This is a genomic window from Ensifer sp. 4252, assembly GCF_050434565.1.
In the GTDB taxonomy this organism is placed as follows: domain Bacteria; phylum Pseudomonadota; class Alphaproteobacteria; order Rhizobiales; family Rhizobiaceae; genus Ensifer.
This window is the reverse complement of record NZ_JBNDIU010000017.1, coordinates 89,126-113,097: the sequence shown is the minus strand read 5'-3', so window position 1 is coordinate 113,097 and position 23,972 is coordinate 89,126. Positions and strand designations below refer to the sequence as shown.

Below are 23,972 nucleotides of genomic sequence, written 5' to 3'. Positions count from 1 at the left end.
TGCATCCTCAGCGAAAACCACAAGACTTTGACCACCCAAAGCGCTTGCAGTCCGTCCCCCACAATACAACGGTGAGTTTACACTCATTGCCGCCCCGTTCAACATCAGAAAGGGAAGCTTGCGGTTTCGAAGCGATTTCAGCGACGCAAAGACGCCGATTTTCTCCAGCAAATGCCTTAGGAATAGACAAGAAAGGCGTTACGGCCCTGCGGCGGCAACGCCTTTTGCGGTCCGAGGAGAATCAGTCTTTCAGGTAGCGCTTGATGTGCCAGCGGTCGTGGTACCACAACCATTGTCCGGGATATTCCCTCACCCAGCTCTCGACCTTGTCGTTGAGAACCTGCGCCGTGGCGTTGACGTCGACGGCGCCGTCTGGCTTGCGCGGAATGTCGATCGCCGGCTCCAGCTCCAGCCGGAAACGATTGCCGGGCAACCGGATGCAACGGGCGGGATAGACCTCGCAATTGAACTGCCGCACGAGCTTGGCCAGCAGCGGATTGGTCTGCACGTCCTGCCCGAAGAACTTGGTCTTCAAGCCCTTGCGGAATTTCTGGTCGACCAGAACGCCGACGCCGTTGCCGCGCTCGAGCTGGCGGGCGAGCGCAAAGGACGAACCCGCATGCGACGGCACGAGATTGCCCATGCGCTCCTTGCGAAACTCGAAGACCTTCTCGGCGACGTAAGGGTTGTTCGGCGGACGAAAGAGTACCGTCACTTCCAGCCCGAAGGCGGAGCCTGCGACCGGCAGCATCTCGAAGTTGCCACTGTGGGCGGTGAAGACGATGAAGGGTCGCGGATTGTCACGCAGCTCCAGAAAGAGCGGAACGCCCGAGACTTCGACGCGGCCGGGCGTGGTCGCCTCGGGGTCGAAATCGAACAGCCGGTCGAGGAAGACATATTCGGCCGCCATGCGGCCCATATTGCCCCAGCTCTCCATGGCGATCGCTTCGATCTCGGCTTCGCTCTTCTCGGGAAACGCATTGCGCAGATTGGTCAGCGTCAGCTTGTGCCGGCCGGTCTTCGGGCCGATGAAGCGTGCGGCGCGATCCATGAAACGGATCGCGCCGTCGGCCGGAAACAGTTTCAGGATCGTCAGAAGCAGAAAGACGAGTTGCGCAATCACCCACTGCCGGAAATGATCCGCCGCCAGAACCAGCCGTGTGATCAGCATGCGCACGTGGATCAATCCATCTTCAGGATGATCTTGCCGAAGATCTGGCGCGATTCCATCCGCTCCAGTGCGCGGTCGATCTCGTCGAAGCCGACCTCAGTGTCGATGACCGGATGCACCAGGCCCCGCGCCATCTTCTGCATGGCGTTGGCCATGTTCTCCATGCGGCAGCCGAAGGAGCCGAGCAGCTTCAGCTGCTGCTGGAACAGCATCATCAGGTTCATGTCGGTCGACACACCGGAGGTCGAGCCGCAGGTGACCAGGCGGCCTCCCCGCTTCATGCAGAGCATGGAGCCAGCCCATGTGTCCTTGCCGACGTGTTCGAACACGACGTCGACGCCCTTCTTCTTGGTGAGCTTGCGCACGACGCCTTCGAAGCGGTCGGTGCGGTAATTGATGACGTGATCGGCGCCGAGCGCCTTGGCCTTCTCGATCTTGTCGTCGGAGCCGACGGTGGTGATGACCGTGCAGCCGATCTTCTTGGCAAGCTGGATCGCCGCCGAGCCGATGCCGGAGCCGCCGGCATGGACGAGAATGGTTTCGCCGGGCTCAAGCTTGGCGTTGTCGAACAGCATGTGCTCGACGGTGCCGAAGGTCACCGGCGCAAGTGCTGCGGCCACCGCATCGATCCCGGGAGGTGCCGGCACCAGCAGGCGTGCAGGCAGGTTGATCTTTTCCTGCGCGAAGCCGTCGAGGTGGAAGCCGTGCACGCCGCCGACATGTTCGCAAAGGTTGTCGCGGCCTTCGCGGCACGGGCGGCAGAGGCCGCAGGTGCGCGCGCCATAGATCGATACGAGCTGACCCGGAAGCACGCTCGAAACACCCGGGCCGATGCTTTCGACGACACCGGCCGCCTCGGCGCCGATGACGAGCGGCATCTTGCGCTTGGCAAAGGCCATGCCACGCCAGCCCCACACGTCGATGTGGTTGAGTGCGACGGCCTTGACCCGGAGCGTCACTTCGCCTGGGCCTGGCGCTTCCGGCTCGGGAACGTCGGTGATTTCGAGCTTGCGGTCATCGAGCAGTTGCAGGGCGCGCATGGTCTTTCCTCTGCCTTGAGCGGCATCATTTCGTCTGAAGGTTCTACTGCATGGCTCCTTAGATCGGATCCGATTTAAGGAAAATTATGCAGCAGGCTTAAAGCGTTACAGCGTCCTTTGCGCGTCATATTTGACGCGCGGCGCTGTAACCGCCGGCTTAGGCCGGCTCGGCGGTCATGACAAGGCTGGCGTTCTGTCCGCCGAAGCCGAAGGAGTTCGACAGCACGGCAGAGACCTGCTGGCTGCGCTTCACGTTCGGTACGACATCGAGCACGATGGCCGGGTCGGGATTCTGGTAGTTGATCGTCGGCGGCAAGGTGCCGGTCAGCATCGTCTGGATCGAGAACACCGCCTCGACCGCACCGGCAGCCGTCAGCGTGTGGCCGATCATCGACTTGTTCGATGAAACAGGGATCGACGGCAGATGCTCTCCGAAGACCGCCGACATCGACAGATATTCCATCTTGTCGTTTTCCGGCGTCGAAGTGCCATGGGCGTTGATGTAGCCGATACCGCCTTCATCGATGCCGGCGTCGGCAAGCGCCGCACGGATCGTCGCGATCGCCGGACCGCCATCGGGCGAAGAGCGCGTGCGATGGAAGAGATCGGCTTTCTCGCCGCAGCCCTTCAGGATGCCGTAGACGCGGGCGCCGCGGGCAACGGCTGCTTCCAGCGATTCCAGCACCAGGGTTGCGGCACCTTCGGCGATGACGAAGCCGTCACGCTCCTTGGTGAAGGGCTTGGAGGCCTTTTCCGGCGGGTCGTTCTGGGTCGACAGCGCCGACAGCAGCGCAAAGCGGATGAGCGCCTCGGCACTGACCGAACCGTCGGTCGCGACCGTGAGTGCACGATCGGTGCGGCCCTGGCGAATGGCTTCGACGCCGAGCTGGATCGCGGTTGCACCCGAGGCGCAGGCCGTCGACAGCGTCACCGGCAGGCCGCGGGTGCCGAAGCGATCAGCAAGCCGTTCGGAAATCGCGCCGAAGAGCACGGCCTCGTGAAACACCGGATCGGCCTTCTCGCGCATCGCGGCAAGGAAGCGATTGTAGGCGTCGCCCGGCTGGGTCGACGGCGGCGACCGGTCGGCCAGTTCGAAGCGCGCGCTCCATTCCGGCTCGATCGGCGGGGCTGCAAGAAACAGCGGGCCGTTGAAATCGCCGGAAAGCCCGGCCTGCGCCAGTGCTTCGAGCGTCGTTTCGCGCGCCATAGCATAGGAGCGCTCGACCGAATTGGCGGCCGGCACCTCGATGAAATCGACCATGCCGGATATGCGCGTGTTGAGGCCGTCCGTCGGAAAACGGGTGATCTTGCGGATGCCGGAGACGCCGCCGGTCAGCGCCGCCCAGTTGTCTTCGAGACCCTGGCCGAGCGAGGTGATGACGCCCATGCCGGTGACGGCGACGATCGGACGACCGAGATGATCCTTGTAAGCGTTGCTCATCAATCGTTCCTCTTATTCGGCCGAAAGGACCGCGACGCCTTCGCCGCGTGAATGACCGATGGTCGTTACGACCGCCGACCTGGCGCCCGCCGTCATCGGCTTTTCGAAGCTTGCGTCGAAGGCCGGGACCTTGGCCCCGTGGCCGAGCGTAAGCGCGGCAAGCGCGAGGCCCGCCGGAAACTGCGCCTCGATGCTATGACCGACGAGGCCGCCATAGGCGCGCACCGGCGCTTCGGCAAGCTTCGTTTCCAGAAACGCCTTTTCGCGCGCGACGAGTTCGTGCAGGCCCGAGGTGCCGGAGAACACCACGGTCTGCGCCGGATCGAGCGTCTCAGCCGGCTTTGCCAGATCGGCAAGACGCGCCTCCAGCTTGCCGTCGGTGCGGCTGCCACGGTCGCTGCCGATCGCATCAATCGTGGCATAGATTCGGGCGCCACGGGCTTCGGCATACTCACGCGATTCCAGCACCAGGAAGGCGCCGACGGAACCGAGGATCATGCCGCCGCCATCTTGACGCTCGCGCGACCAGATCGGCTGCCAGTCGCCGACTGTCTGCCCCTGGATCGCCTCGATCATAAGCATGATGTCGAGACGTTCGGCGGAAAATGCGCCACCCACCAGCGTATGCGTCGATTGTCCGGCCTTGATGCGGAAGAACGCCGTTTCAATCGCCGAAATGCCGGCCGCCTCTTCGCCCATGAAGGTGCGCGACGATCCCGTCACCTTGTGCACGATCGAGATATTGCCGGCGAGAAGATTGGAGAGCTGGGCCAGGAACAGCGTCGGGCGCAGTTCGGTCGTCAGCTTCTCGTTCAGCACCTGCTCGCGGTCGTTGCGCTTCAGCGCCTCGTCGACGATCAGCGAATCGACATTGATGTCGCGCTCGCCGCCGCCGGCAGCCACGATCATGTCCATGCTGCCACAGGCGTCGAGATTGTCCTTGAGGCCGGCGTCATCGAGCGCCAAGCCAGCTGCGAAAACGCCGAGGCGCTGCCAGTTTTCCATCTGGCGCTGGTCGCCACGCTTGGCGATCTGCTGCGACCAGTCGATCTCCGGCAGCGGATGCACCGGATAGGGCTTGAATTTCTCGGTCTCGACACGTGGCCCCGGCGCCTCGGCCGCGTTTAAGAGCGCCACATGCGGCTCGACGCCGACACCCTGGCTTGTCACGATACCGACGCCGGTGATCACCACGTCGTTTGCGGATTTGCTCATCTTCACTTCTCCGAAGCGGCATCTGCCGCAAGTGCCGCCATCAGGCCCACCTCGTCGGCGCGCTTGCGCACGATATCGCCGAGCGGCACCTGATCGAACGGCATCGTTCTGAGTTTCAACTGTGCGTCACAGACCTTCTTGCCCGCAGACGTGATCTTCGCCTTGGTCACGGCGAAACCGGAGCCATCGTGCTCGAGGAAGGCTTCGATATCGAGTTCTGCCGACGGTTCGACGAAGGTCCGCATCTTGGCGCCATCGACCGACATCAGAAACGGCATTGCCGCGAAATTGGTCGCGGCAAGCACGAGAAATCCCGAAGCCTGCGCCATCGTCTCGATCAGAAGCACGCCCGGCACCAGCGGATAGCCTGGGAAGTGGCCCTCGAATACCGGGCTCTTTTCGGGAACGACGGATCGCGCCGTCAGCCGGCCAGCCGAAAGATCGACCGTTTCGACACGATCGATCATCTGGAAGTATTCAAGGAGCATAGAGGCTCACCCCGTTGGTTTCGGGCTCAAGTAAAAACGCCAATGCCGCCTGTCAAGCGCGGGGCGCGACCGGCGGCATTGGAAATCGAGTGGAAAGGCTTGAACCTTGGCCCAATCAGGCCTTGGCAGCCCGCAGCTCGTCGATCTTGGCGCAGAGGTTCTTGAGCACGAAGTATTCTTCGGTCGAAACCTTGCCTTCGTTGACTTCCTGCGTCCACTGTTCCAGCGGAATCTTGATACCGAAATCCTTGTCGATCGCAAAGACGATGTCCAGGAAGTCCAGGCTGTCAATGCCGAGATCGTCGATCGTGTGGCTTTCCGGCGTAATCGTCTCGCGATCGATCTCGCTCGTTTCCGCGATGATGTCGGCAACCTTGTCGAATGTAGCAGTCACGCGCATACCTCTTTATTATTTTATTCCGAGTCTCGGCGATCCTATAGGTAAATGCGCCGCAAAAGCCAATGGCCTTGATGGCAACCGCTGCGATTTGAAATGCGGTGTTGCTAAACGGCGACCGAATGACGCCCCCGTCCCGATTGAAGATGAGCGTCGAAAACGGCCGCCACCGACCGGGCAAATGGCCGGCCGCGTTCGGTAAGGCTGAAGACGTCGCCCTCGATCATCGTCAGCCCATCCGCATCCCTTGCGCAGAAGAGCTTTGCCTCCTCGACAACTGCCCCGGCCAGCTCAGGAAACTCCGCCTTGATTCGCGCGAAGGAGAAGGCGAAGTCGCACATGATCGACGCGATCACCCGCGCCCGCAGGCGGTCGTCGGACGTCAGCAGATAGCCGCGCACTGCGGCCAGCCCTGAATGCTCGACCTGGCGCAAATATTCGCCGGTTGCCGGCATGTTCTGGACATAACCTTGACGAAACTGGCCGATCGCCGAGGCGCCAAGGCCGATCAGGGTTTCGGCGCTGTCATCGGTATAGCCCTGGAAATTCCGGCGCAGGCGCGCTTCCCGGCTGGCAACCGCCAGACTGTCCTCGGGCTTGGCGAAATGGTCGATGCCAATCGCCTCATACCCGGCGGCAACAAGCATGTCGGCCGCACGGCTCATCTGGGCAAAGCGCTCGACGATGCCGGGCAGGCTTTCGTCAGGTATCATCGACTGGTGCTTCTTCATCCACGGCACATGGGCATAGCCGAAGAGAGCGATGCGATCGGGTGCCAGCGACAGCACGGCGTCGATGGTCGCCTCCAGCGAAGACAGGCTCTGATAGGGTAAGCCGTAAAGCACGTCGCAATTGACCGAACGCACGCCCCGCGCCCGCGACGCCTCGATCGCGTCGCGCGTTTGCTCATAGGTCTGGATGCGGTTGATCGCCTTCTGCACCACGGGGTCGAAATCCTGGACGCCGAAGCTCGCCCGCGTCATGCCGATCGCCGCCAGCGCGTCATGGCGCGGCTCGTCGAGGTCGTTCGGGTCCATTTCGACGCTGATTTCGCAATCGCTGGAAAATTCGAAGTGACTGTTGAAGGTCTGCTTGAGCGCGATCAGATCGTCCGGCCTGACCAAAGTCGGCGATCCACCGCCCAGATGCAGCGCCGTGACCTTCGCCTGCCGGTTCACCCGGCCGCCGATCGCCGCGATCTCGCGGTGCAGCCCGTTCAGGTAGCTCGCCACCGGCTCGTAGCGCAGCGTCTGCTTGGTGTGGCAGGCACAGAACCAGCACAGCCGGTCGCAATAGGGCACATGGGCGTAAAGCGACAGCGCCTCACCCGGCCCGATGGCATCGAGCCAGGATTGATACTCGGCCTGACCGACCGCGTCAGAGAAATGCGGTGCGGTGGGGTAGCTGGTGTAGCGCGGCACGGGGCTCGCATATTTCAGGATCAGAGCGTCGTTCATCGGTCTCTCCGGCAAGATGGCCAAGGCATAGGACGGATGGCGGAGCACGCCTTTGATTTTGATCAAGTTGCCGAATTAACGCGTTAAAATTGACAATGCTCAATTCAGCATGAGACATTGTTTCGCGCTTCCGGAATTAGCACCTGTCAACTCTTGATTTAACCGCCCTCATCCTCTTTGGTCTTTAGGACTAACCCGATGCAGGGAAGAAAGATTTGCAGATCGTGACCGAACAACGCCGCAAGGACATCCACAATTCGGACATTCCAGCCGTCTGCGCGGCCTGCGAGGCGCGCCACGGCGGCGTCTGCGGCACGCTGACCCCGGACCAGCTTCTCGACCTCAGCCGGCATTCGACCCGCCGCCGTGTCGAGCCCGGTCGCGAGGTGGTCGGACAGGGAGAAATGACCGACAGTTACGCCAACATCATCAGCGGTGTCGTCAAGCTCAGCAAGGTTCTCTCCGATGGCCGCCAGCAGATCGTCGGCCTGCAGTTCGCTCCCGATTTCATGGGCCGGCCGTTCACGCGCGAAAGCGCATTGACCGCGGAAGCGGCGATCGACACCGACATCTGTTCGTTCCCGCGCAATGTCATCGAACGGCTCGTTGCCGATGCGCCGGGGCTGGAGCACCGCCTGCACGAACAGGCGTTGAAGGAACTGGACGAAGCGCGCGACTGGATGCTGACGCTCGGCCGCAAGACCGCGCAGGAAAAGGTTGCCAGCTTTCTCTATATCATCGCCACCCACATCGATCCGGAAAACGGCACGGCAACGGCGTTCGACCTGCCGCTGTCGCGCGCCGATATCGCCGACTATCTCGGCCTGACAATCGAAACCGTCAGCCGGCAGGTGACCAAGCTGCGCAAGGACAATGTCATCCGCATCGAAAACAGCCGCCACGTCACCGTGCCCAGCATGGACCGGTTGATGCAGGTCGCCGGCATCGACTGAGCCCGTCGTCCTGGACCTCAGCGTGTGATGACGATGCGCGTGTTGCTTAAGCCGTATTCACGGGCAAGCGCGAAGAACTCCGCAGCATTGTTGGCGTGCAGCCGCACGCAGCCATGGGAGGCGGGGCGGCCCAGACGCTTCAGGTCATGGGTCGCGTGAACGGCATAGCCACCATTGAAGAATACGGCGTAAGGCATTGGCGCGTTGTCATATTTTCGCGAACGATGATTTCGCGAAAGCCACTTCGCCTTCCAGCTGCCCCTGGGAGTGACATAGCCCTTGCGCGCGGTGGAAACCTTCCAGCGATACATCACGACGCCGTTCTGCTTCACCACCATCGTCTGGGAGGAGAGGCTGATTTTGGCAACGAGGTTGGCGGCGCTCACGGGCTGAACGGGCTGCATCAGAGCGGCAATCAGCACAGTCAGGAATGCGTGTCGCATGATTCACTCTCCGCTTGTGAAACCCCAACTGCGCGTCTCCGATCGACTGAGACGATCGTGCAGCAGGTTTCCGGCGTTGCAGTGTCGCTTGTGCGTCCTATCCGGCGAGCGGCGCTGCATCAGGTGGAACCAAACGTCCGCAGAGAATAACCGGCCCGTAATGATGCAAGTTTAATACATATGGAAAGAAAAGTCTTAATGCCAAGATCAACTTGCCGTGGATGCGCGGTAGCACCCGATCAAATCATGGCGATCAGAAGAACAGCGAAGGTCATCGCCGAACAGGCGCCATAAAATACCGCGACACCGGCGTCGATGTCTTCACTTTCGGCAACGGCGCGACCCGGACCATTGATCATCGGCTCGCTGACCTTGACCCCGCCATAAATGCGCGGCCCCGCGAGCTGCAGGTTCAGTGCACCCGCCATTGCCGCTTCCGGCCAGCCGGAGTTGGGAGAACGGTGCAGGCCATGGTCGCGCCGCGCCACCCCGATTGCCTCGGCGGCGGCACTTCGGCCACGGCGCAGCAAGGCGCCAGCGGCGATCAACAGGATCGATAGCCTTGCTGCCGGCAGGTTGGCGACGTCGTCGAGCCGGGCGGAGGCCCAGCCGAAATGCAGGTATTTCGGCGATTTATGGCCGATCATCGAATCGGCGGTGTTCAGCATCTTGTAGGCGAGCAGCCCGGGAAGACCGGCAACCGCATACCAGAAGGCGGGCGCCACCACCCCGTCTGAAAAGTTCTCGGCAAGGCTTTCGATCGCGGCGCGGCAGACGGCGGGCGCATCGAGCGTCTTCGGATCGCGCCCGACGATCATCGACACGGCAGTACGCCCACCTTCAAGGCCGTCCCGCCGCAAGCCTTCGGCGACACGCCCGACGTGATCGCCAAGGCTCTTTTGCGCCAGGAACACTGCCACGACAGCAGCCTCGAGCAGATAGCCCAGCAGGCCCATGACGCCGAACAATCTATGCAGGATGATGCCGACGACAACGCTCGCGAGAAGCAGCAGGCCGATCGTCAGGGCTCCGCGGATCTTCAAGGCGCCGGCGCCGAGGGTCTCGTGCCTGTTCAACGCGCCGTCGAAAAACGCGATCGCCTTGCCGAAATACACCACGGGATGCGGCAGGCGCGACCAGAGCCAGTCCGGATCGCCGATGAGGCGGTCGAGCAGCAGAGCCGCCACAAGGATGAGAAGGATTTCGCTCGACACTCAGCGCTCCCCGGGGCGTAGGACGTCGCCAGGGCGCAACGCGTCCGCCAGCCGTTGGTCACCTTCTGCGTCGGGGGCAAGCCCGATCCGGAGCCAGCGGGGGTCATAGTCGAATTTGCGCGTCAGGATCTGCGCCTCGCAGAGATGGCGATGCAGGACCCCGGCGTCGGCATGCTCCACCAGCACGAACAGCCCGGTTCCACCGATGCGCTTGAGACCGGCCCGGACAAGAACGGCTTCGAGGCCGGCGCGGCGCTCGAGAATGCCCGCGGCGATCGCTTGCGTGTCGCCGGACATCAATGCCCTGGCGATGACCAGAGCCGGCCCCGACACCGCCCAGGGGCCGAGCCAATCACGAAATGCATCGAGCACGGCGTCACTTGCCACCACGAAGCCGAGGCGCAGACCGGCGAGACCGAAGAATTTCCCGAAGGAGCGGAAGACGATGAGATTGTCGTGGGTGCCGACATGGCCCGCGACGCTGAGGTCCGGCTCCAGATCGCCGAACGCCTCGTCGACGACAAGCATGCCGCCATTCGCCTTCATCGTCGCGGCCATTGCCAGGATTTCTGCTGGCTGGAAGGCGCGGCCGGTCGGGTTGTTCGGGTTGACCACAACTGCAAGGCCGTGGTCGGCGCTAAGATCCTCAACACGCTCAACCCGATCGACGGCAAAGCCTGCCGCCGACAGCACCCGTGCGTATTCGCCATAGGTCGGACCGAACACCGCGACGCGGCGGCCGGCCGGAACCAGCCGCGGCAACAGCTGGATCACGGACTGGGTGCCGGGAACCGGCAAGGGCTGAATGCCGTTGGTTCTGTAGTAGCCGGCGGCAGCCGCGCGCGCGTCATCGATCGTCAGCTTGTCGGGCAGCCTGTGCCACGCCTGCTGCGGCACTGGCGGCAGTTCGACGGGGCGCGGATTGATGCCGGTCGACAGGTCGAGCCAGTCCTCGAAGCGACCGCCGAAACGGGCGACGGCTTCGGTGACGCCGCCGCCATGCGCGATAGGCGCGCTCATGGCGCGCCCGCAATGTCGATGAGATGCATGAACGAGCCGGCGACATTGTCGCGCTGCAAACCCGCCTGCCCCAGATCGACGCTCGCGGCGTCGGTGACGGAAAACAACCGGTCGGCAGCACCTTCCGAAACGATGGTCGCGTAGTGAAACTCGTGCGCCGTCATGGGTCCATCGAAAAACGTGTTGTCGAGGGGCACGACACGGCGGTAGCCGAGGTGCCGCCTGCGCTCGGCGAAACTTGTGGTGAGCGGCAGCAGGCCGAGCATTTCGTAGCGCGCGCCATCGGCGGCGACAAGCCCCTCGCCCAGCACCATATAGCCGCCGCACTCGCCGAAAATCCGCGCGCCGCGCTTGCCCGCCGTCCCCATGCCGGATCGGAACGCTGCCGCCGCCTGCAGGCGCCCGGCATGAAGCTCGGGATAGCCGCCCGGCAGATAGACCGCATCGGCCGCCTCATCAGGCGCTTCGTCAGCCAGCGGCGAAAAGAAGGAGATTTCCGCCCCGGCACGGCGCCAGCCGAACAGCAGGTGTTCGTAGCAGAAGGCGAAGGCCACATCCCGCGCCACGGCGATGTGCTGGCCGAGCGGCTTGAACCTGACGACCTCGGCCGTCGCCCGCTCTTTAGGCGAAAGCGCCGAGGAAATGCGGATAGCGTCGAGATCGCAGGTCGCCTCGACCCGATCGGCCGCATAGTCGATGAAGGTCTCGAGTGTGCCATGTTCGCCGGCCTGCACCAGGCCGAGGTGCCGCTCCGGCAGCTTCAAGGCACTATCCTGCCGCAGCACGCCGAAGACAGGCATGCTGACGCGCGTCAGCGCATCGCGCAGCATCATCTCGTGCCGGTCGCTCCCGACCTTGTTGAGAATGACGCCGGCAACGCGGATATCCCCGCGGTAGTCGGCATAGCCGCGCACGAGTGCCGCCACCGAATGCGACATGCGCGCACAGTCGACCACCAGGATGACGGCGAGATCGAGTGCCGCGGCGAGATCGGCGGGCGTGCCGCTGCCGTCGGCTGCACCATCATGCAGGCCCATCATCGCCTCGACGACGAGCGTGCGCCCATCGGCGGCGTGCGCAGCGTTTGCCACCAGAAGCTCGGGGCGCATGGCCCAGGGGTCATAGTTGAGGCAGGGCTGGCCGCTCGCTGCCGTATGAAAAGCCGGATCGATGTAATCAGGGCCCGCCTTGCCCGGCGCAATCGCCATGCCGTGCCGTCGCATGGCGCGCATCAGGCCGAGTGTTACTGTGGTTTTGCCGGAGCCCGAACAGGGCGCCGCGATCAGCAATCCGCTCATGCCGGATCCCTGAGCTCGCGGCCGGCAAAAGGATCGGCCACCAACTGGCGCCCGCCAAACGCGCCGATCCAGTCGAGCGATGCGCGCAGCCGTACCACCTCGCCGACGACGACGATCGCCGGCGGCTGCAGGCCGGAAGCGGCCACGTCAGCCTCTGCACGCGCGAGTGTCGTTTCGAGCACCGTCTGTTCCGGTGTGGCCGCATTGCAGACGAAAGCAACCGGCTCGTCGGGCAAGCGCCCGCCGGCGATCAGATTGGCGGCAATGGCGCCGATATGCTTCATCGCCATGTACATGACGATCACGGGCGAGCCCGAGGCAATGCCCTGCCAGTTGATCCGGTCCGGCACGAGGCCCGAGGAATCGTGACCGGTGAGGAAAGTGACGGCGTGGTTGACCTCGCGGTGGGTGACCGGAATGCCGGCATAGGCAAGCCCGCCAATCCCGGCGGTAATGCCCGGCACGATGCGGAACGGGATACTGTTTTCGACCAGCGTCAGCGCTTCCTCGCCGCCCCGCCCGAAGACGAAGGGATCGCCACCCTTCAGACGCAGCACCCGCTGGCCGGCGCGCGCCAGTTCCACGAGCCGCAGAGAAATATCACGTTGCTTCGGTGAAGGCTTGCCGCCGCGTTTTCCCGCAAATTCCAGCACGGCACCCGGCCGGGCGAGCTTCAGGCAATCCTCGTTGACCAGCGCGTCGTGCACGATGACATCGGCCTGCCGCAACGCATTGGCAGCATGAAGCGTCAAGAGGCCGGGGTCGCCGGGCCCCGCACCAACGAGCCACACGTGGCCGGGCTCAAGCTCGGGAAGGCCGGAAAAGATCGTGTCGCTCATGCCGCTTCTCCCGCCATGCGCTTAAGAGCCGTCGCTGAATTGCGTTGGCAACAAGCGGATTCAGATTCACAGCAATTCCGCATAGACGTTTGAAATGGTTTGCACATGTTTGCCGCACTGTAATCCGGTGAATGACTCATGGCGCCGCCACCGCCAAGACTGCCGGCTCGCTTGCAGGGCGGAGTTCGGCTGGCCCGGCGATTGCCACTGTTGCGTGGGAGGTGGTGATCTTGGCAACAAGCAGCACGCTTGCCGGCCCCGCGCCGACCAGCGCAGCGCCCTCGGCAACGCCGTGGCAGCCGGTATGGGCAAAGACGATCGCCGACGGGTTCTGCAGCCGAGGCGCCACGGCCTCCAGCGTCGCCGCATCGAAGAAGCGGGCTTCAGCCGCGAAATGGTTGGCTGCCGCAAGGATCGCCGGCTCTCCGCGTCTGGCATCAAGCGACGCGACGAAGCCGATATTGGCTTTGTCAGCGCCCGCCTGCGCCAACGCCTTTTCGGCAAGCGCAATCACCTCGCCCGGCGGCGTGCCGCGCTCGCAGCCAAGACCGAGGACGAGCGGCCCCGGCGGTGGCGGTCCTTTGCTGGAAGATATCATGGTCGACCTCGGCCCCCTCGCGGCAATCCACACGAAGCGCCGCCCGGGCTCAAATCCCGGGTCGGTCTGGACAGCACCGGTTCCAGCCCCCTGCCTGGGTCGGCCGCACCGGACGCTCTTTCAGTCCGCCTGAAGCGGACGCCGTCGCACATCCGTCATTTTTACCGGAGGCAAACCCACGGGTCAAACCGGATTGCGGCATGGCCATGTCGCACTTGGCCAATTCGTTCCAAGCCGAACCGGCGCGTGATTGGGCCAGAACCGGCAATGGACCGGAGACGGCAGAAGTCCATCCGCGCGCCCAGGATCTCTGAATAAAGCACTGATTTCTTGAGATAATCTACATGTCGCGACGCGCATCGCAGATGCGCGATGACAGAAGGCTTTGCATTTCACCGCGGGCTCTGACACAAGGCGAGAAGGCCTGCATACTCCTTCCTCGTCGAGTCCCTCCCGTGCAAGATCTCGCTTTCAACCTGCTCGTGTTCCTGTTCGTTGCCGCCTTCATTGCCGGCTTCATCGATTCGATCGCCGGCGGTGGCGGCATGATCACCATTCCGGCCATGCTGATTGCGGGCATCCCGCCGCTCCAGACGCTGGGCACCAACAAGCTGCAGGGGCTGTTCGGCTCCGGCTCGGCAACCCTTTCCTATGCCCGGCGCGGTCACGTGAACCTCAAAGAGCAATTGCCGATGGCGCTGATGTCGATGGCGGGCTCGGTGTTGGGCGCGCTGCTCGCGACCATCGTTCCCGGCGACGTTCTGAAGGCGATCCTGCCTTTCCTGCTGATTGCCATCGCGCTCTATTTCGGCCTCAAGCCGAACATGGGCGACGTCGACCAGCACCGCCGGATCACGCCCTTCCTGTTCACGCTGACGCTGGTGCCGCTGATCGGCTTTTACGATGGTGTCTTCGGTCCCGGCACCGGCTCGTTCTTCATGCTCGGGTTCGTCACGCTTGCCGGCTTCGGTGTCCTCAAGGCCACGGCGCACACGAAATTTCTGAACTTCGGCTCGAATGTCGGCGCCTTCGCCGTGTTCCTGTTCTTCGGCGCCATCCTGTGGAAGATCGGCCTGATGATGGGCGTCGGCCAGTTCCTCGGCGCCCAGGTCGGCTCTCGCTATGCGATGGCCAAGGGCGCCAAGATCATCAAGCCACTACTGGTCATCGTCTCGATCGCGCTGGCGCTCCGCCTGCTTGCCGACCCGACGCATCCGCTGAGGATCTGGCTGGGGCTCTGAGGCGGGACGCACCTCGCGCTGTCTGCCTGTGCTGCAGAGCGCGGAGACGATCGGCGCAATGGCTGATCGCGATCGAGGCGGTTTCCTGATGATTAAATCAGGGACGTAAACGAACCACCGCTTGACCTGCATTTCTGCGCAGCGCGACACCACTTACCATCGTGCCTTGCGGAGATCTTGTCTCACGCTGGCCGATGACGGGGCGGCCTTCACCAAGACCGCCAGCAGCGTCCAGACAAATTTTCGCTTCTTTCCGAAGAGCACATACATGCCTGCATGCTGCAATTGAATTGCGTTAACAGTTCACTCAACGCGAGCAGGATAGTGGGCGCCAGTCAGCGCGGGAAACAAAGATCCACTCCCAATGGCGCTGGAACTGAAGGTGACCACCCTACCGCTGAGACTGCGTTCTGTGGGCGGTGCCACGAATTTCTCACATTCTGCGCCTGAAATGAGTGATGAACAAATCCGGCCTCATCTTCATTGTGCTGCTGTGCATCCTCGTTGGGATCGTATTTAGCATCATGGCATTCAAAGAGGATTTCGGATCAGAGACAGCCCCGACACCACCAATTACCTTAAACTAAAACTCTCGGTAACCATGCGTCGACATCGCGGGCTGTGCTGCTGTCGAAATACGGCACCTGCCGTATGTCGCCGGCTCGGCAATAGTCCTAGGCCAAGTCTCCCGCACTCCTTGGCGGGAGGTTCGAACCTAGGAGACTACCAATGAAGATCGTTATCGCCGCCCTGGCGTCTATCGCTTTTGCAACTTCCGCAATTGCTGCTGTCCCGTCGACGCCAGCCGAAAAGATGCCCATCGTTAAAACTGTCGGCCAGATTGAATTAGCCCACGGGGGTTCGCGAGGCCTTGCCGCATCAACCAGGAACGTAAACACCGACCCTGGCAAGAAGGCCTCGGCCAAGGGCGCCGCGCAGACTGGTGGAAAGACAATGTCCGGCAAATAGTGAAACGAGAAAGGGCGGCTTCGGCCGCCCTTTATGTGCCCTACTCGTGGGAACCAAGGCCTTCACCGGGTGTTTGCTGTAGAACGCAACGAATACTGGGAATGCCTAATGCGTATAGTCGTCATTGCAATTGTCGCCTCGATCATGAGCATCCTTGCTTTCAAGTATGCCGATGGCGAGTTCGGCAACGCCGCGGTCGTGGCGACAGCAGCAGAACTCTCGGAAGAGTAGCCTAGAAGCTTCGCAGAGAAATCTAGGCAATATGCGGCTATGGCGGGGGCGGTGATGTCCTCCCTAAGGCCCGACGGGTGTTCCTCTCATCGGCAGCTCGCCGCTGAAAATCCGGTAACCAAGACGAACGTCGAGCAAGACCGCATCTTGAACCTCTAGTCACTAGAGATTGCAGAGTACCGCAATGCTTCGCCAATGGGCAGGCGGCGGCCGCATGGGACCGCCTGCCCGGCAAGCGTCGTCCTGTCATTCACTCGCCCTGAGGTTCCGATGCTTACCACTCTTCCCGCCATCCTGATGCTTATCGTCGGCCTCTCCACGCTGGTGCTGGCGGCTCTCCGTCGCCGGCAGTCCGGGCGCTCGCCGGTGGTGCTGACCTATGGCGACGATGCTGAAGGGTTTGCCGGCAGGCTCTTCCGGGTGATCGTCGCGGCGCTGGTGGTCCATCTGCTGGCAATCGCCGGCTTTCCCGAAGCGGTCAGCGCCTCGCTCGGCCGAATCCCGGTGCTCGACGCACCGCTCATTGCCGCAATCGGTCTCGCATTGATGGCGCTCGGCGGCGGGCTGACGATGCTGTCGCAATGGGCCATGCGCCACTCCTGGAAGATCGGCATACCCGAGGAGCAGGACGCGCCTCTCGTCACATCGGGCCTTTACGCCTTCTCCCGCAACCCGATCTATGTCGGCATGGTGACGGCGCTGATCGGAACGGTGCTGGCCGTTCCCAACGTCGTCTCGGTGGCACTGGCGCTTTCGGCCTGGATCTCGATCTCCTACCAGATCCGCATGGAGGAAGCCCACCTCGCCCGAGCCTTCGGAGAGGCATATATCGCCTATTGCAAACGCGTCCGCAGGTGGATCTGAAATCAAGACGCTGACGTCAATCAACCCTGCGACCGAAAAGCGCTTCGAGACCTCAAAACACCGCCAGCAGCAGCGCCCCGGCTGCGATGAAGACGACGCCGAGCCAGTTCAGCAGGTTGAGCTTCTCGCCGAGAAACAGCACGCCGAAGATGGCGACCATGACGATCGACAGCTTGTCGATCGGCGCCACGCGCGCAGCATCGCCGAGCTTCAAAGCGCGGAAATAGGCAAGCCAGGAGGCGCCGGTAGCAAGGCCGGACAGTGCCAGGAACAGCCATGTGCGCCCCGGGATTTCCGAGGGCTTCTGCCATTGCCCGGTGGCCGCGACGATGCCGGCGAGCACGAAGAGGATGACGACGGTTCTGATCAGCGTCGCGAAGTCGGAGTTGATCTGCGCAACCCCGACCTTGGCAAACACCGCCGTCAAGGCAGCGAAGGCAGCCGAGAGCAGCGCCCAGAACTGCCAGCTCTGGCTCATCAGAACTCGACGCCCTTCTGGGCCTTGATGCCGGAGCGGAACGGATGCTTGATCAGTTCCATCTCGGTCACCAGATCGGCGGCCTCAATCAGGTCTTCCTTGGCGTTGCGGCCGGTCAGGACCACATGGGTCATGTGCGGCTTTTCTTCCTTGAGGAAGCGCACCACTTCGGCGACGTCGATATAGTCGTAGCGCAGCGCGATGTTGATCTCGTCGAGCAGAACCATGGAATTGCGCTCGTCGCGGATCAGCTCCTTGGCCTTCTCCCAGGCCTTTTCCGCCATCGCCACGTCGCGGGCGCGGTCCTGGGTTTCCCAGGTAAAGCCTTCGCCGAGCGTATAGAACTGGCAGACATCGCCGAAATGCTTCTCGATCAGGTCGCGCTCGCCGGTTTCCCAGGCGCCCTTGATGAACTGCACGACGGCACAGGGCATGCCGTGGGCGATATGGCGGAAGATCATGCCGAAGCCGGCGGTCGACTTGCCCTTGCCCTTGCCGGTATTGACGATGATCAGGCCCTTCTCGTCGGTCTTCGTCGCCATGATCTTTTCGCGAGCCGTCTTCTTCTTCGCCATCTTCATGGCATGGCGCGCATCGTCCTTCTCGGGAACGCCCTCACCCGTGCTCACCACATCTTCACTCATGACGTTTCTCCTCAATCCTATGATTCTATTGCGTGATGCGGACGTAATGCCGCCCGCGATCCCATTCTTTGCACTTGCGCAACTCCGGACGGAAAACCGTGCCGCCCTTTTCCTGGAATTGCTCTATTCGTTTCCGGCGCGAAGCCGCACTGCCGCCGTCGTGTGGCCGCTCAGTTCAAACCGCGCAGAGTTCGAGCGCGGGGTCCAAAGATTACGGTCGATCGCCTCCAGCAGCCGCCCTGACAGCTCGGCGAGTGCCGCCGGGTTCTTGTCGCGCAGGAAGTTCGACACCCGCTCGTCGACGATGAAGGCCTGGTAGGCGGCCTCGAAATGATGGTCGCGCACGGCCCCCGTGGTCGCGGCAAAGGCGAACATGTAGTCGACCGTTGCAGCGATCTCGAAGGCGCCCTTGTAGCCGTGGCGCATGACGCCATCGATCCACTTTGGATTGACGACGCGCGCCCGCACCACGCGGCCGATTTCTTCTTCCAGCGAGCGGATCACGGGCTTTTCCGGCCGCGAATGGTCGTTGTGATAGATCGCCGGCTTCGCACCGCTCAGGTGCTCGGCAGCCAGGCTCATGCCGCCTTCGAACTGGTAGTAGTCGTCGCTGTCGAGCAGGTCGTGCTCGCGATTGTCCTGATTCTGGACGACCGCCTCGATCGTGCGCAGCCGTTCCTCGAACAAATCACGTTCGGCCTTGCCCTCCTCGCCGGCGCCATAGGCATAGGCGCCCCAGGTGAGATAGGCGTCGGCGAGATCGGCCCTTCTGTCCCAGCCCTTCTCGTCGATCAGCGCCTGCAGGCCGGCGCCATAGGCTCCGGGCTTGGCACCGAAGATGCGGTAGGAGGCGCGGCGGGCGGCTTCCTGCGGCTCAACACCTGATGCCTCCAGCCGCTGCGTCTCGGCGCCCATGCGCGCAGCGATCATGTTGTCGGCGTCGTCTTCCTCCAGCGCGCCGACGGCGCGGATCGCCTTGTCGAACAGTGCAATCTGATCCGGGAATGCATCGCGGAAGAAGCCGGAAATCCGCAGCGTCACATCGACGCGCGGCCGCCCGAGCATGGCAAGCGGCACGATCTCGTAACCCATCACCCGGCGCGAGACCATGTCCCAGACGGGCTTGGTGCCGATCAGCGCCAACGCCTGGGCGATGTCGTCGCCGCCGGTGCGCATATTGGCTGTCCCCCAGGCCGTCAGGCCGAAGGAGGATGGCCATTCGCCGTGATCCTGGAGATAGCGGCGGATCAGAAGCTCGGCGGATTTCTTGCCGAGTTCGTAGGCCGCAGGCGTCGGCACGGAACGGCTGTCGACGGAGTAGAAATTGCGGCCGGTCGGCAGCACGTCAGGACGGCCGCGGGTCGGCGCGCCGGAGGGCCCTGGCGCCACGAAGCGCCCATCAATGCCCGTCAAAAAGCCGGTCATTTCGGCAGCACCGGAATTGACGATCGATGGCTTCAGCCGCGCCTCGATCTCGCCAAGCACGGCGCGGGTGGCGGACCAGCCTTCGGGTGCGAGTGTCTCGCCGGACACGAACGCTGCCGCCAGCAACTCGATGCGCTCGACCGTGTCGCCGGCCGTGCGCCACGGTGCATCGGAAATGTCGGCAAGCACCTTCGGGCGCAAACCGGCCCAGGCATCCGACATCACGCAATCGAGCGGATCGAAGTCGAGCCCGGCATCCGCAGCCATCGCTCGCTGCAGGCTCTGGTCAACGCCTTCGCCAAGGCCGCGCGGCACGCGCGCCAGCGCCACCGTCAAGTCGGTCAGAAGCCGGCCCTCCGGCGCCACGCCAAAGATATGCAGCCCGTCGCGGATCTGCATCTCCTTGAGATCGCAAAGATAGGCGTCGAGCTTCTCCAGCGCCTTGTCGTCGCTATCGCCCTTGTCGATGCCGGCGTCGTGGTCGAGGCCGATGTCGCGCACCAGATCGAGGATCTGCCGGCTCAAGAGCCGGAGCCGGCGCGGATCGCCGCCGGCCGCGTCGTAATATTCGTCGACCAGCGCTTCGAGGTCCTTGAGCGGCCCATAGGATTCCGCCCGGGTCAGAGGCGGCGTCAGGTGGTCGATGATGACGGCGCTGGTGCGGCGCTTGGCCTGGGTGCCCTCGCCGGGATCGTTGACGATGAAGGGGTAGATATGCGGCAGCGGCCCGAAGATCGCCTCGGGATAACAGGTCTCCGACAACGCTAAGGCCTTGCCGGGCAGCCATTCGAGATTACCGTGTTTGCCCATGTGCACGATCGCCTGCGCCCCGAACTGGTTGCGCAGGAAAGCATAGAAGGCGAGATAACCGTGCGGCGGCACCAGATCCGGCGAATGGTAGCTTTCCTTCGGATCGATGTTATAGCCGCGCGCCGGCTGGATGCCGACGACCACCTCGCCGAAGCGGGCGAGCGGCAGCGCGAAAGCGTCATCGAGAAAGAACGGATCGGCTTCCGGCGCACCCCAGCGGCCGCTCACCTCATCCTGAATCTGTTTCGGAAGCGAATCGAAGAACGCGTTGTAATCGCTGAGCGAAATGACTTCGCGGATTTCGCGGTCGCGGCGCGCTGCATTGGTCGGCCCGGCCATGAGATAGCCGATCAACGCATCGCCATCCTCAGGCACGCCGGCAACGGGATAACCTTCGTTAGCCATGGCGCGCAGCACTTCGACGGTGCCCGCCGGCGTATCGAGCCCAACGCCATTGCCGAGCCTGCCGTCGCGGTTCAGGTAGTTGGCCATGACGATTGCGATACGTCGCTCGGCCCGCCTGGCGCGGCGCAGCTTCGCCCAGTTGACCGCAAGCCTGGCGGCAAAGCGGACCCGGTCCGAAAGCGGCTCATGGCCGACGATGTTGGCCTCCACCTTGGGATCGTAGATCGAAGCCGCCTTGAAGGAGACGGCGCGCGCAAGGATGCGGCCGTCAACCTCGGGCAAGGCGACGTTCATGGCGAGGTCGCGCGCCATCAACCCCTGCGGCGAGGCCTGCCACTGTGCACGCGACGAGCCGGAGAAAATTACCTGCAGTACCGGTGCGCCGGTTGATTCCAGTACCGTCGGCTGCCTGTCGGCGCCGGGGGACGAGACGGCAAAGCCGGTGGCGTTCATCACCACGTCGGGTGCCGCCTCGGAGAAAATCGATTGCAGCGTGCCGACCGAAACGGCATCCTTGAGACTGGAGACGAACAGCGGCAGCACGCGCATGCCTTCGGCGGCAAGCGCCTCGATCAGCGCTTCGACCGGCCGCGTCTCGCCGCTCTGGACCAGGGCGCGATAGAAGCAGATGGCAACTGTCGGGGGTTCGAATCCCTCCTCCGCTGCCACCTGCCCTTGAACACACGCCAACCATTCCCGGACGCCGATGACGCCAGCCCCCGGCCACCAGATACCGGCTTTCAGCAGCGGCTTTGCCGGCTGCGGCTTCTCTGCGCCCGAGATCAGCGCCTCGGCATAGTCGAGGAACAGCCCGGCATTGTCGGCGCCACCCTCGTTGAAATAGGCCCAGAGGCGCTGGCGGTCGTCGGCCTCGACCGTCGAAAAAGGCTCAAGGCCGGGATCCGGCTTATCGTCGCCGGGCAGCACCGCGATCTGGAAGCGGTGGGTGACGGCGGCGGCATGCAACGCTTCCAGCACATAACGGAAATAGCTGGCGCCACCGAGCGGCCTGACCACTATGAGTTTCGCATGCCTCGCGGTGCGCTCGACGTAAGTGTCCACCGACATCGGGTGCATGAGGTTCATCAGGCTGGCGATACGCAGGCTCAGCCCCTCGTTGCGGCGGCCATGGGCCGCCGCAATCGAGGAAAGCTCGGTGTCGGCAGCCGACAGGAAAAGCACGTCGGCCGGCGTTTGCCCCAGGTCGATCGCTTCGTTGCCGTCGGCGATCGTTCCCTTCTGGGCGAGAAGCAGATGCATTGTACTGTCCGTTCAAGCAATTCCAGGAAAAGTGCGAAACGGTTTTCCTGGAACTGCGTTGCTTCAAGGAGTTAGACGAGCGCGGTGATGGCAGCGCGCACCGCGGCTTCGTCCATGTCGTGCAGGCCGATGACGACGAGGCGCGTGCCGCGCTTTTCGCCGGCTGCCCAGGCACGGTCGTAATACTGGTCGATCCGGGCGCCAACGGCCTGGATTAAGAGGCGCATCGGCTTGCCGGGCACGTCTGCAAAGCCCTTGAGGCGCAGCACGTCATGCTCTGATATCACGCCCTTGAGGCGATCGATGAAGGCTGACGGATCGGCAATCGCGCCGAGCTCGACGACGAAGCTGTCGAATTCGTCGTGATCGTGCTCCTCGCCGGCCTCATGCTCCATCTCGTGATGGGATTTGCGGTTGGCGATATCGCTTTCCGTGCCGACACCGAGGCCGAGCAGGATGGCAGCGGCCACTTCGCCGTTCTTCGCCTCGATCATGACAGGTTTGCGGCTGGTGCGCGAGGAGACCTCGTCGCGCACGGCCTTGAGGCCCGAAGCATCGATCAGGTCGGTCTTGTTGAGCACGATCAGGTCGGCTGCGGTCAGTTGGTCCTCGAACAGTTCCTCGATCGGGCTTTCGTGATCGAGATTGTCGTCCTCGACCCGCAGCGCATCGACCTTGTCATGGTCGTCGGCAAAGCGCCCGGCGGCAACGGCGGCGCTGTCGACCACGGTGACGACGCCGTCGACGGTGACTTCGCTGCGAATGTCCGGCCAGTTGAAGGCGGCGATCAGCGGCTGCGGCAGGGCGAGGCCCGAGGTTTCGATGATGATGTGATCGGGGCGATTTTCCCGCTCGAGCAGCTTGGTCATGGTCGGGATGAAATCATCGGCAACCGTGCAGCAGATGCAGCCATTGGTAAGTTCGATGATATCGTCTTCCGAGCAGGCCTCCGCGCCGCAGCCCTTCAGTACGTCACCGTCGACGCCGAGATCGCCGAACTCGTTGATGATCAGCGCGATGCGCTTGCCGTCGGCGTTCTGCAGCAGGTTGCGGATCATCGTCGTCTTGCCGGCACCAAGGAATCCGGTGATGACAGTCGCCGGAATCTTGCCCTGGCTGGCTCTCGCAGTGGTCATGGATCAACCCTTCATTTTCAGCGGCAATCCGGCCGCGACAAAGTAAACTTCCGCGGATTTCTCCGCAACGATCTGGTGAAGCCGGCCGGCATGGTCGCGGAAATCGCGGGCCATGCGGTTCTCGGGCACGATGCCGAGGCCGACTTCGTTGGAAACAAGGATAAGGCGCGCCCGCGCATCAGGCAGAAAGGCGGCAAGGGCAGCGAACTCCGCCGCTATGTCGCGTCCTTCCATCATCAGGTTGGTGACCCACAGCGTCAGGCAATCGACGAGCACCACGCGGTTCTCGTCGTCGATGCGCGTCAGCAGCGAAACGAGGTCGAGCGGCTCTTCATGCGTCGTCCAGCCCTCGCCGCGCCTTGCCCGGTGATGGTCGATGCGCTCGCGCATCTCGTCGTCCCAGGCACGGCCGGTCGCGACATAGTGCATGTTGAGCCCCGAGGCTTCGACGAGCCTTTCGGAAAAGCTGGATTTGCCGGAACGGGCGCCGCCAAGCACCAGAACCGGCCCGGCATGGAGAATGCTCATGTGCGTTGCCGCCTCACGTGCATGGTAGCGAATTCGGGCGGCAACAGGAATTCACCGCGCCAAAGGCGCGTTCGGGAAACGATCGATGAGCCAAGACAACCTCCGTGATGGCGTGGGAAGCGCGCTTCCCTTCGGGCGGAATGCCCCTGTCGGACGGCAGGTCTCCTGGCTCACGGCGTCACGGGCCCATCGCACCGTGCCCCGCGTTATGACGCGGAAAACGGTGTTGGGGCCGAACGGCCCGCCTCACCTTCCCGGGTTTTCAGGTTTCGTGAAGGGCGGACGATTCGTAGAAGAAGAGGCGTCCAGCCCGGCTGATCACGAAACCACGCCAGTGGCTTTTCCGGCTGAACTCCGAACCGCCTGCGATCGCCCCATGCGATCGAAAGGAAGCAGGCCTTCAGCCC

At 63.1% G+C, this 23,972-nt stretch carries 23 protein-coding genes; 5 read left to right on the top strand and 18 right to left on the bottom strand.

Features of this window, described 5'->3' with window-relative positions; translation table 11 throughout:
• Positions 1 to 241: 241 nt before the first annotated feature.
• From ABIE33_RS25730 to hemN, 7 genes are all read right to left on the bottom strand, one after another.
• Complete coding sequence (locus ABIE33_RS25730; protein WP_429130687.1) at positions 242 to 1,171, bottom strand: lipid A biosynthesis lauroyl acyltransferase; 930 nt, start codon at positions 1,169 to 1,171, stop codon at positions 242 to 244.
• Between the two features lie 11 nt (positions 1,172 to 1,182).
• Positions 1,183 to 2,211 carry a zinc-binding dehydrogenase gene (locus ABIE33_RS25725; RefSeq protein WP_429130639.1) on the bottom strand — a complete coding sequence of 343 codons (1,029 nt, stop codon included), beginning with the start codon at positions 2,209 to 2,211 and terminating at the stop codon, positions 1,183 to 1,185.
• 157 nt (positions 2,212 to 2,368) lie between these two features.
• Positions 2,369 to 3,652 (bottom strand): beta-ketoacyl-ACP synthase, encoded by a 1,284-nt coding sequence (locus tag ABIE33_RS25720; protein WP_429130638.1) that lies wholly within the window; start codon positions 3,650 to 3,652, stop codon positions 2,369 to 2,371.
• A gap of 12 nt (positions 3,653 to 3,664) precedes the next feature.
• Complete coding sequence (locus tag ABIE33_RS25715) at positions 3,665 to 4,867, bottom strand: beta-ketoacyl-ACP synthase (RefSeq protein ID WP_429130637.1); 1,203 nt, start codon at positions 4,865 to 4,867, stop codon at positions 3,665 to 3,667.
• Between the two features lie 2 nt (positions 4,868 to 4,869).
• Positions 4,870 to 5,355: a 3-hydroxyacyl-ACP dehydratase FabZ family protein gene (locus ABIE33_RS25710; protein ID WP_065783353.1), complete on the bottom strand. Its 486-nt coding sequence runs from the start codon at positions 5,353 to 5,355 to the stop codon at positions 4,870 to 4,872.
• Positions 5,356 to 5,470: 115 nt separating this feature from the next.
• On the bottom strand, positions 5,471 to 5,755 hold the full coding sequence (locus tag ABIE33_RS25705; protein ID WP_107027602.1) for an acyl carrier protein: 285 nt from the start codon (positions 5,753 to 5,755) through the stop codon (positions 5,471 to 5,473).
• 104 nt (positions 5,756 to 5,859) lie between these two features.
• Positions 5,860 to 7,209 (bottom strand): oxygen-independent coproporphyrinogen III oxidase, encoded by a 1,350-nt coding sequence (hemN, locus tag ABIE33_RS25700; protein WP_429130636.1) that lies wholly within the window; start codon positions 7,207 to 7,209, stop codon positions 5,860 to 5,862.
• A 215-nt stretch (positions 7,210 to 7,424) separates the two neighbouring features.
• On the opposite strand from hemN, the gene ABIE33_RS25695 reads away from it, so the two are divergent.
• The gene (locus ABIE33_RS25695; RefSeq protein ID WP_429130635.1) at positions 7,425 to 8,162 is read left to right on the top strand and encodes a Crp/Fnr family transcriptional regulator; all 738 of its coding nucleotides are present in this window, start codon (positions 7,425 to 7,427) and stop codon (positions 8,160 to 8,162) included.
• Between the two features lie 17 nt (positions 8,163 to 8,179).
• On the opposite strand, the gene ABIE33_RS25690 is transcribed toward ABIE33_RS25695, so the two are convergent.
• The 6 genes from ABIE33_RS25690 to ABIE33_RS25665 form a co-directional block, all read right to left on the bottom strand.
• Positions 8,180 to 8,566, bottom strand: a complete 387-nt coding sequence (locus ABIE33_RS25690; RefSeq protein WP_429130686.1) for a L,D-transpeptidase — start codon at positions 8,564 to 8,566, stop codon at positions 8,180 to 8,182.
• 278 nt (positions 8,567 to 8,844) lie between these two features.
• Entirely contained in the window at positions 8,845 to 9,819 is a 975-nt protein-coding gene (gene cbiB / locus ABIE33_RS25685) for an adenosylcobinamide-phosphate synthase CbiB (protein WP_429130634.1), read from the bottom strand.
• Positions 9,820 to 10,839, bottom strand: coding sequence for a threonine-phosphate decarboxylase CobD (gene cobD / locus ABIE33_RS25680; protein WP_429130633.1), 1,020 nt, complete (start codon positions 10,837 to 10,839; stop codon positions 9,820 to 9,822).
• Entirely contained in the window at positions 10,836 to 12,137 is a 1,302-nt protein-coding gene (locus tag ABIE33_RS25675) for a cobyrinate a,c-diamide synthase (RefSeq protein ID WP_429130632.1), read from the bottom strand. Before ABIE33_RS25675 ends, cobD begins: the two co-directional genes overlap by 4 nt.
• Positions 12,134 to 12,976 (bottom strand): uroporphyrinogen-III C-methyltransferase, encoded by an 843-nt coding sequence (cobA, locus tag ABIE33_RS25670; RefSeq protein WP_429130631.1) that lies wholly within the window; start codon positions 12,974 to 12,976, stop codon positions 12,134 to 12,136. The genes ABIE33_RS25675 and cobA overlap by 4 nt, the downstream gene beginning before the upstream one ends.
• 136 nt (positions 12,977 to 13,112) lie before the next feature.
• On the bottom strand, positions 13,113 to 13,574 hold the full coding sequence (locus ABIE33_RS25665; protein WP_429130630.1) for a cobalamin biosynthesis protein: 462 nt from the start codon (positions 13,572 to 13,574) through the stop codon (positions 13,113 to 13,115).
• 455 nt (positions 13,575 to 14,029) lie between these two features.
• Here ABIE33_RS25665 and ABIE33_RS25660 point away from each other — a divergent pair, with 455 nt between their 5' ends.
• From ABIE33_RS25660 to ABIE33_RS25645, 4 genes are all read left to right on the top strand, one after another.
• Positions 14,030 to 14,815 (top strand): TSUP family transporter, encoded by a 786-nt coding sequence (locus ABIE33_RS25660; RefSeq protein ID WP_429130629.1) that lies wholly within the window; start codon positions 14,030 to 14,032, stop codon positions 14,813 to 14,815.
• 729 nt (positions 14,816 to 15,544) lie between these two features.
• Positions 15,545 to 15,784: a hypothetical protein gene (locus tag ABIE33_RS25655; protein WP_429130628.1), complete on the top strand. Its 240-nt coding sequence runs from the start codon at positions 15,545 to 15,547 to the stop codon at positions 15,782 to 15,784.
• A 108-nt stretch (positions 15,785 to 15,892) separates the two neighbouring features.
• Positions 15,893 to 16,015, top strand: a complete 123-nt coding sequence (locus ABIE33_RS25650; protein ID WP_429130627.1) for a hypothetical protein — start codon at positions 15,893 to 15,895, stop codon at positions 16,013 to 16,015.
• A 270-nt stretch (positions 16,016 to 16,285) separates the two neighbouring features.
• Positions 16,286 to 16,879 carry a methyltransferase family protein gene (locus ABIE33_RS25645; protein ID WP_429130626.1) on the top strand — a complete coding sequence of 198 codons (594 nt, stop codon included), beginning with the start codon at positions 16,286 to 16,288 and terminating at the stop codon, positions 16,877 to 16,879.
• Positions 16,880 to 16,931: 52 nt separating this feature from the next.
• Here ABIE33_RS25645 and ABIE33_RS25640 read toward each other — a convergent pair whose 3' ends face one another.
• From ABIE33_RS25640 to cobU, 5 genes are all read right to left on the bottom strand, one after another.
• Entirely contained in the window at positions 16,932 to 17,357 is a 426-nt protein-coding gene (locus tag ABIE33_RS25640) for an EamA family transporter (protein ID WP_429130625.1), read from the bottom strand.
• The gene (cobO, locus tag ABIE33_RS25635) at positions 17,357 to 18,001 is read right to left on the bottom strand and encodes a cob(I)yrinic acid a,c-diamide adenosyltransferase (protein ID WP_429130624.1); all 645 of its coding nucleotides are present in this window, start codon (positions 17,999 to 18,001) and stop codon (positions 17,357 to 17,359) included. The genes ABIE33_RS25640 and cobO overlap by 1 nt, the downstream gene beginning before the upstream one ends.
• A 123-nt stretch (positions 18,002 to 18,124) precedes the next feature.
• Positions 18,125 to 21,901: a cobaltochelatase subunit CobN gene (gene cobN / locus ABIE33_RS25630; protein ID WP_429130623.1), complete on the bottom strand. Its 3,777-nt coding sequence runs from the start codon at positions 21,899 to 21,901 to the stop codon at positions 18,125 to 18,127.
• Positions 21,902 to 21,972: 71 nt separating this feature from the next.
• A complete protein-coding gene (cobW, locus tag ABIE33_RS25625) occupies positions 21,973 to 23,037 on the bottom strand; it encodes a cobalamin biosynthesis protein CobW (protein ID WP_429130622.1) in 1,065 nt (354 codons plus the stop codon).
• A 3-nt stretch (positions 23,038 to 23,040) separates the two neighbouring features.
• A complete protein-coding gene (cobU, locus tag ABIE33_RS25620) occupies positions 23,041 to 23,565 on the bottom strand; it encodes a bifunctional adenosylcobinamide kinase/adenosylcobinamide-phosphate guanylyltransferase (RefSeq protein ID WP_429130621.1) in 525 nt (174 codons plus the stop codon).
• Positions 23,566 to 23,972 lie beyond the last annotated feature (407 nt).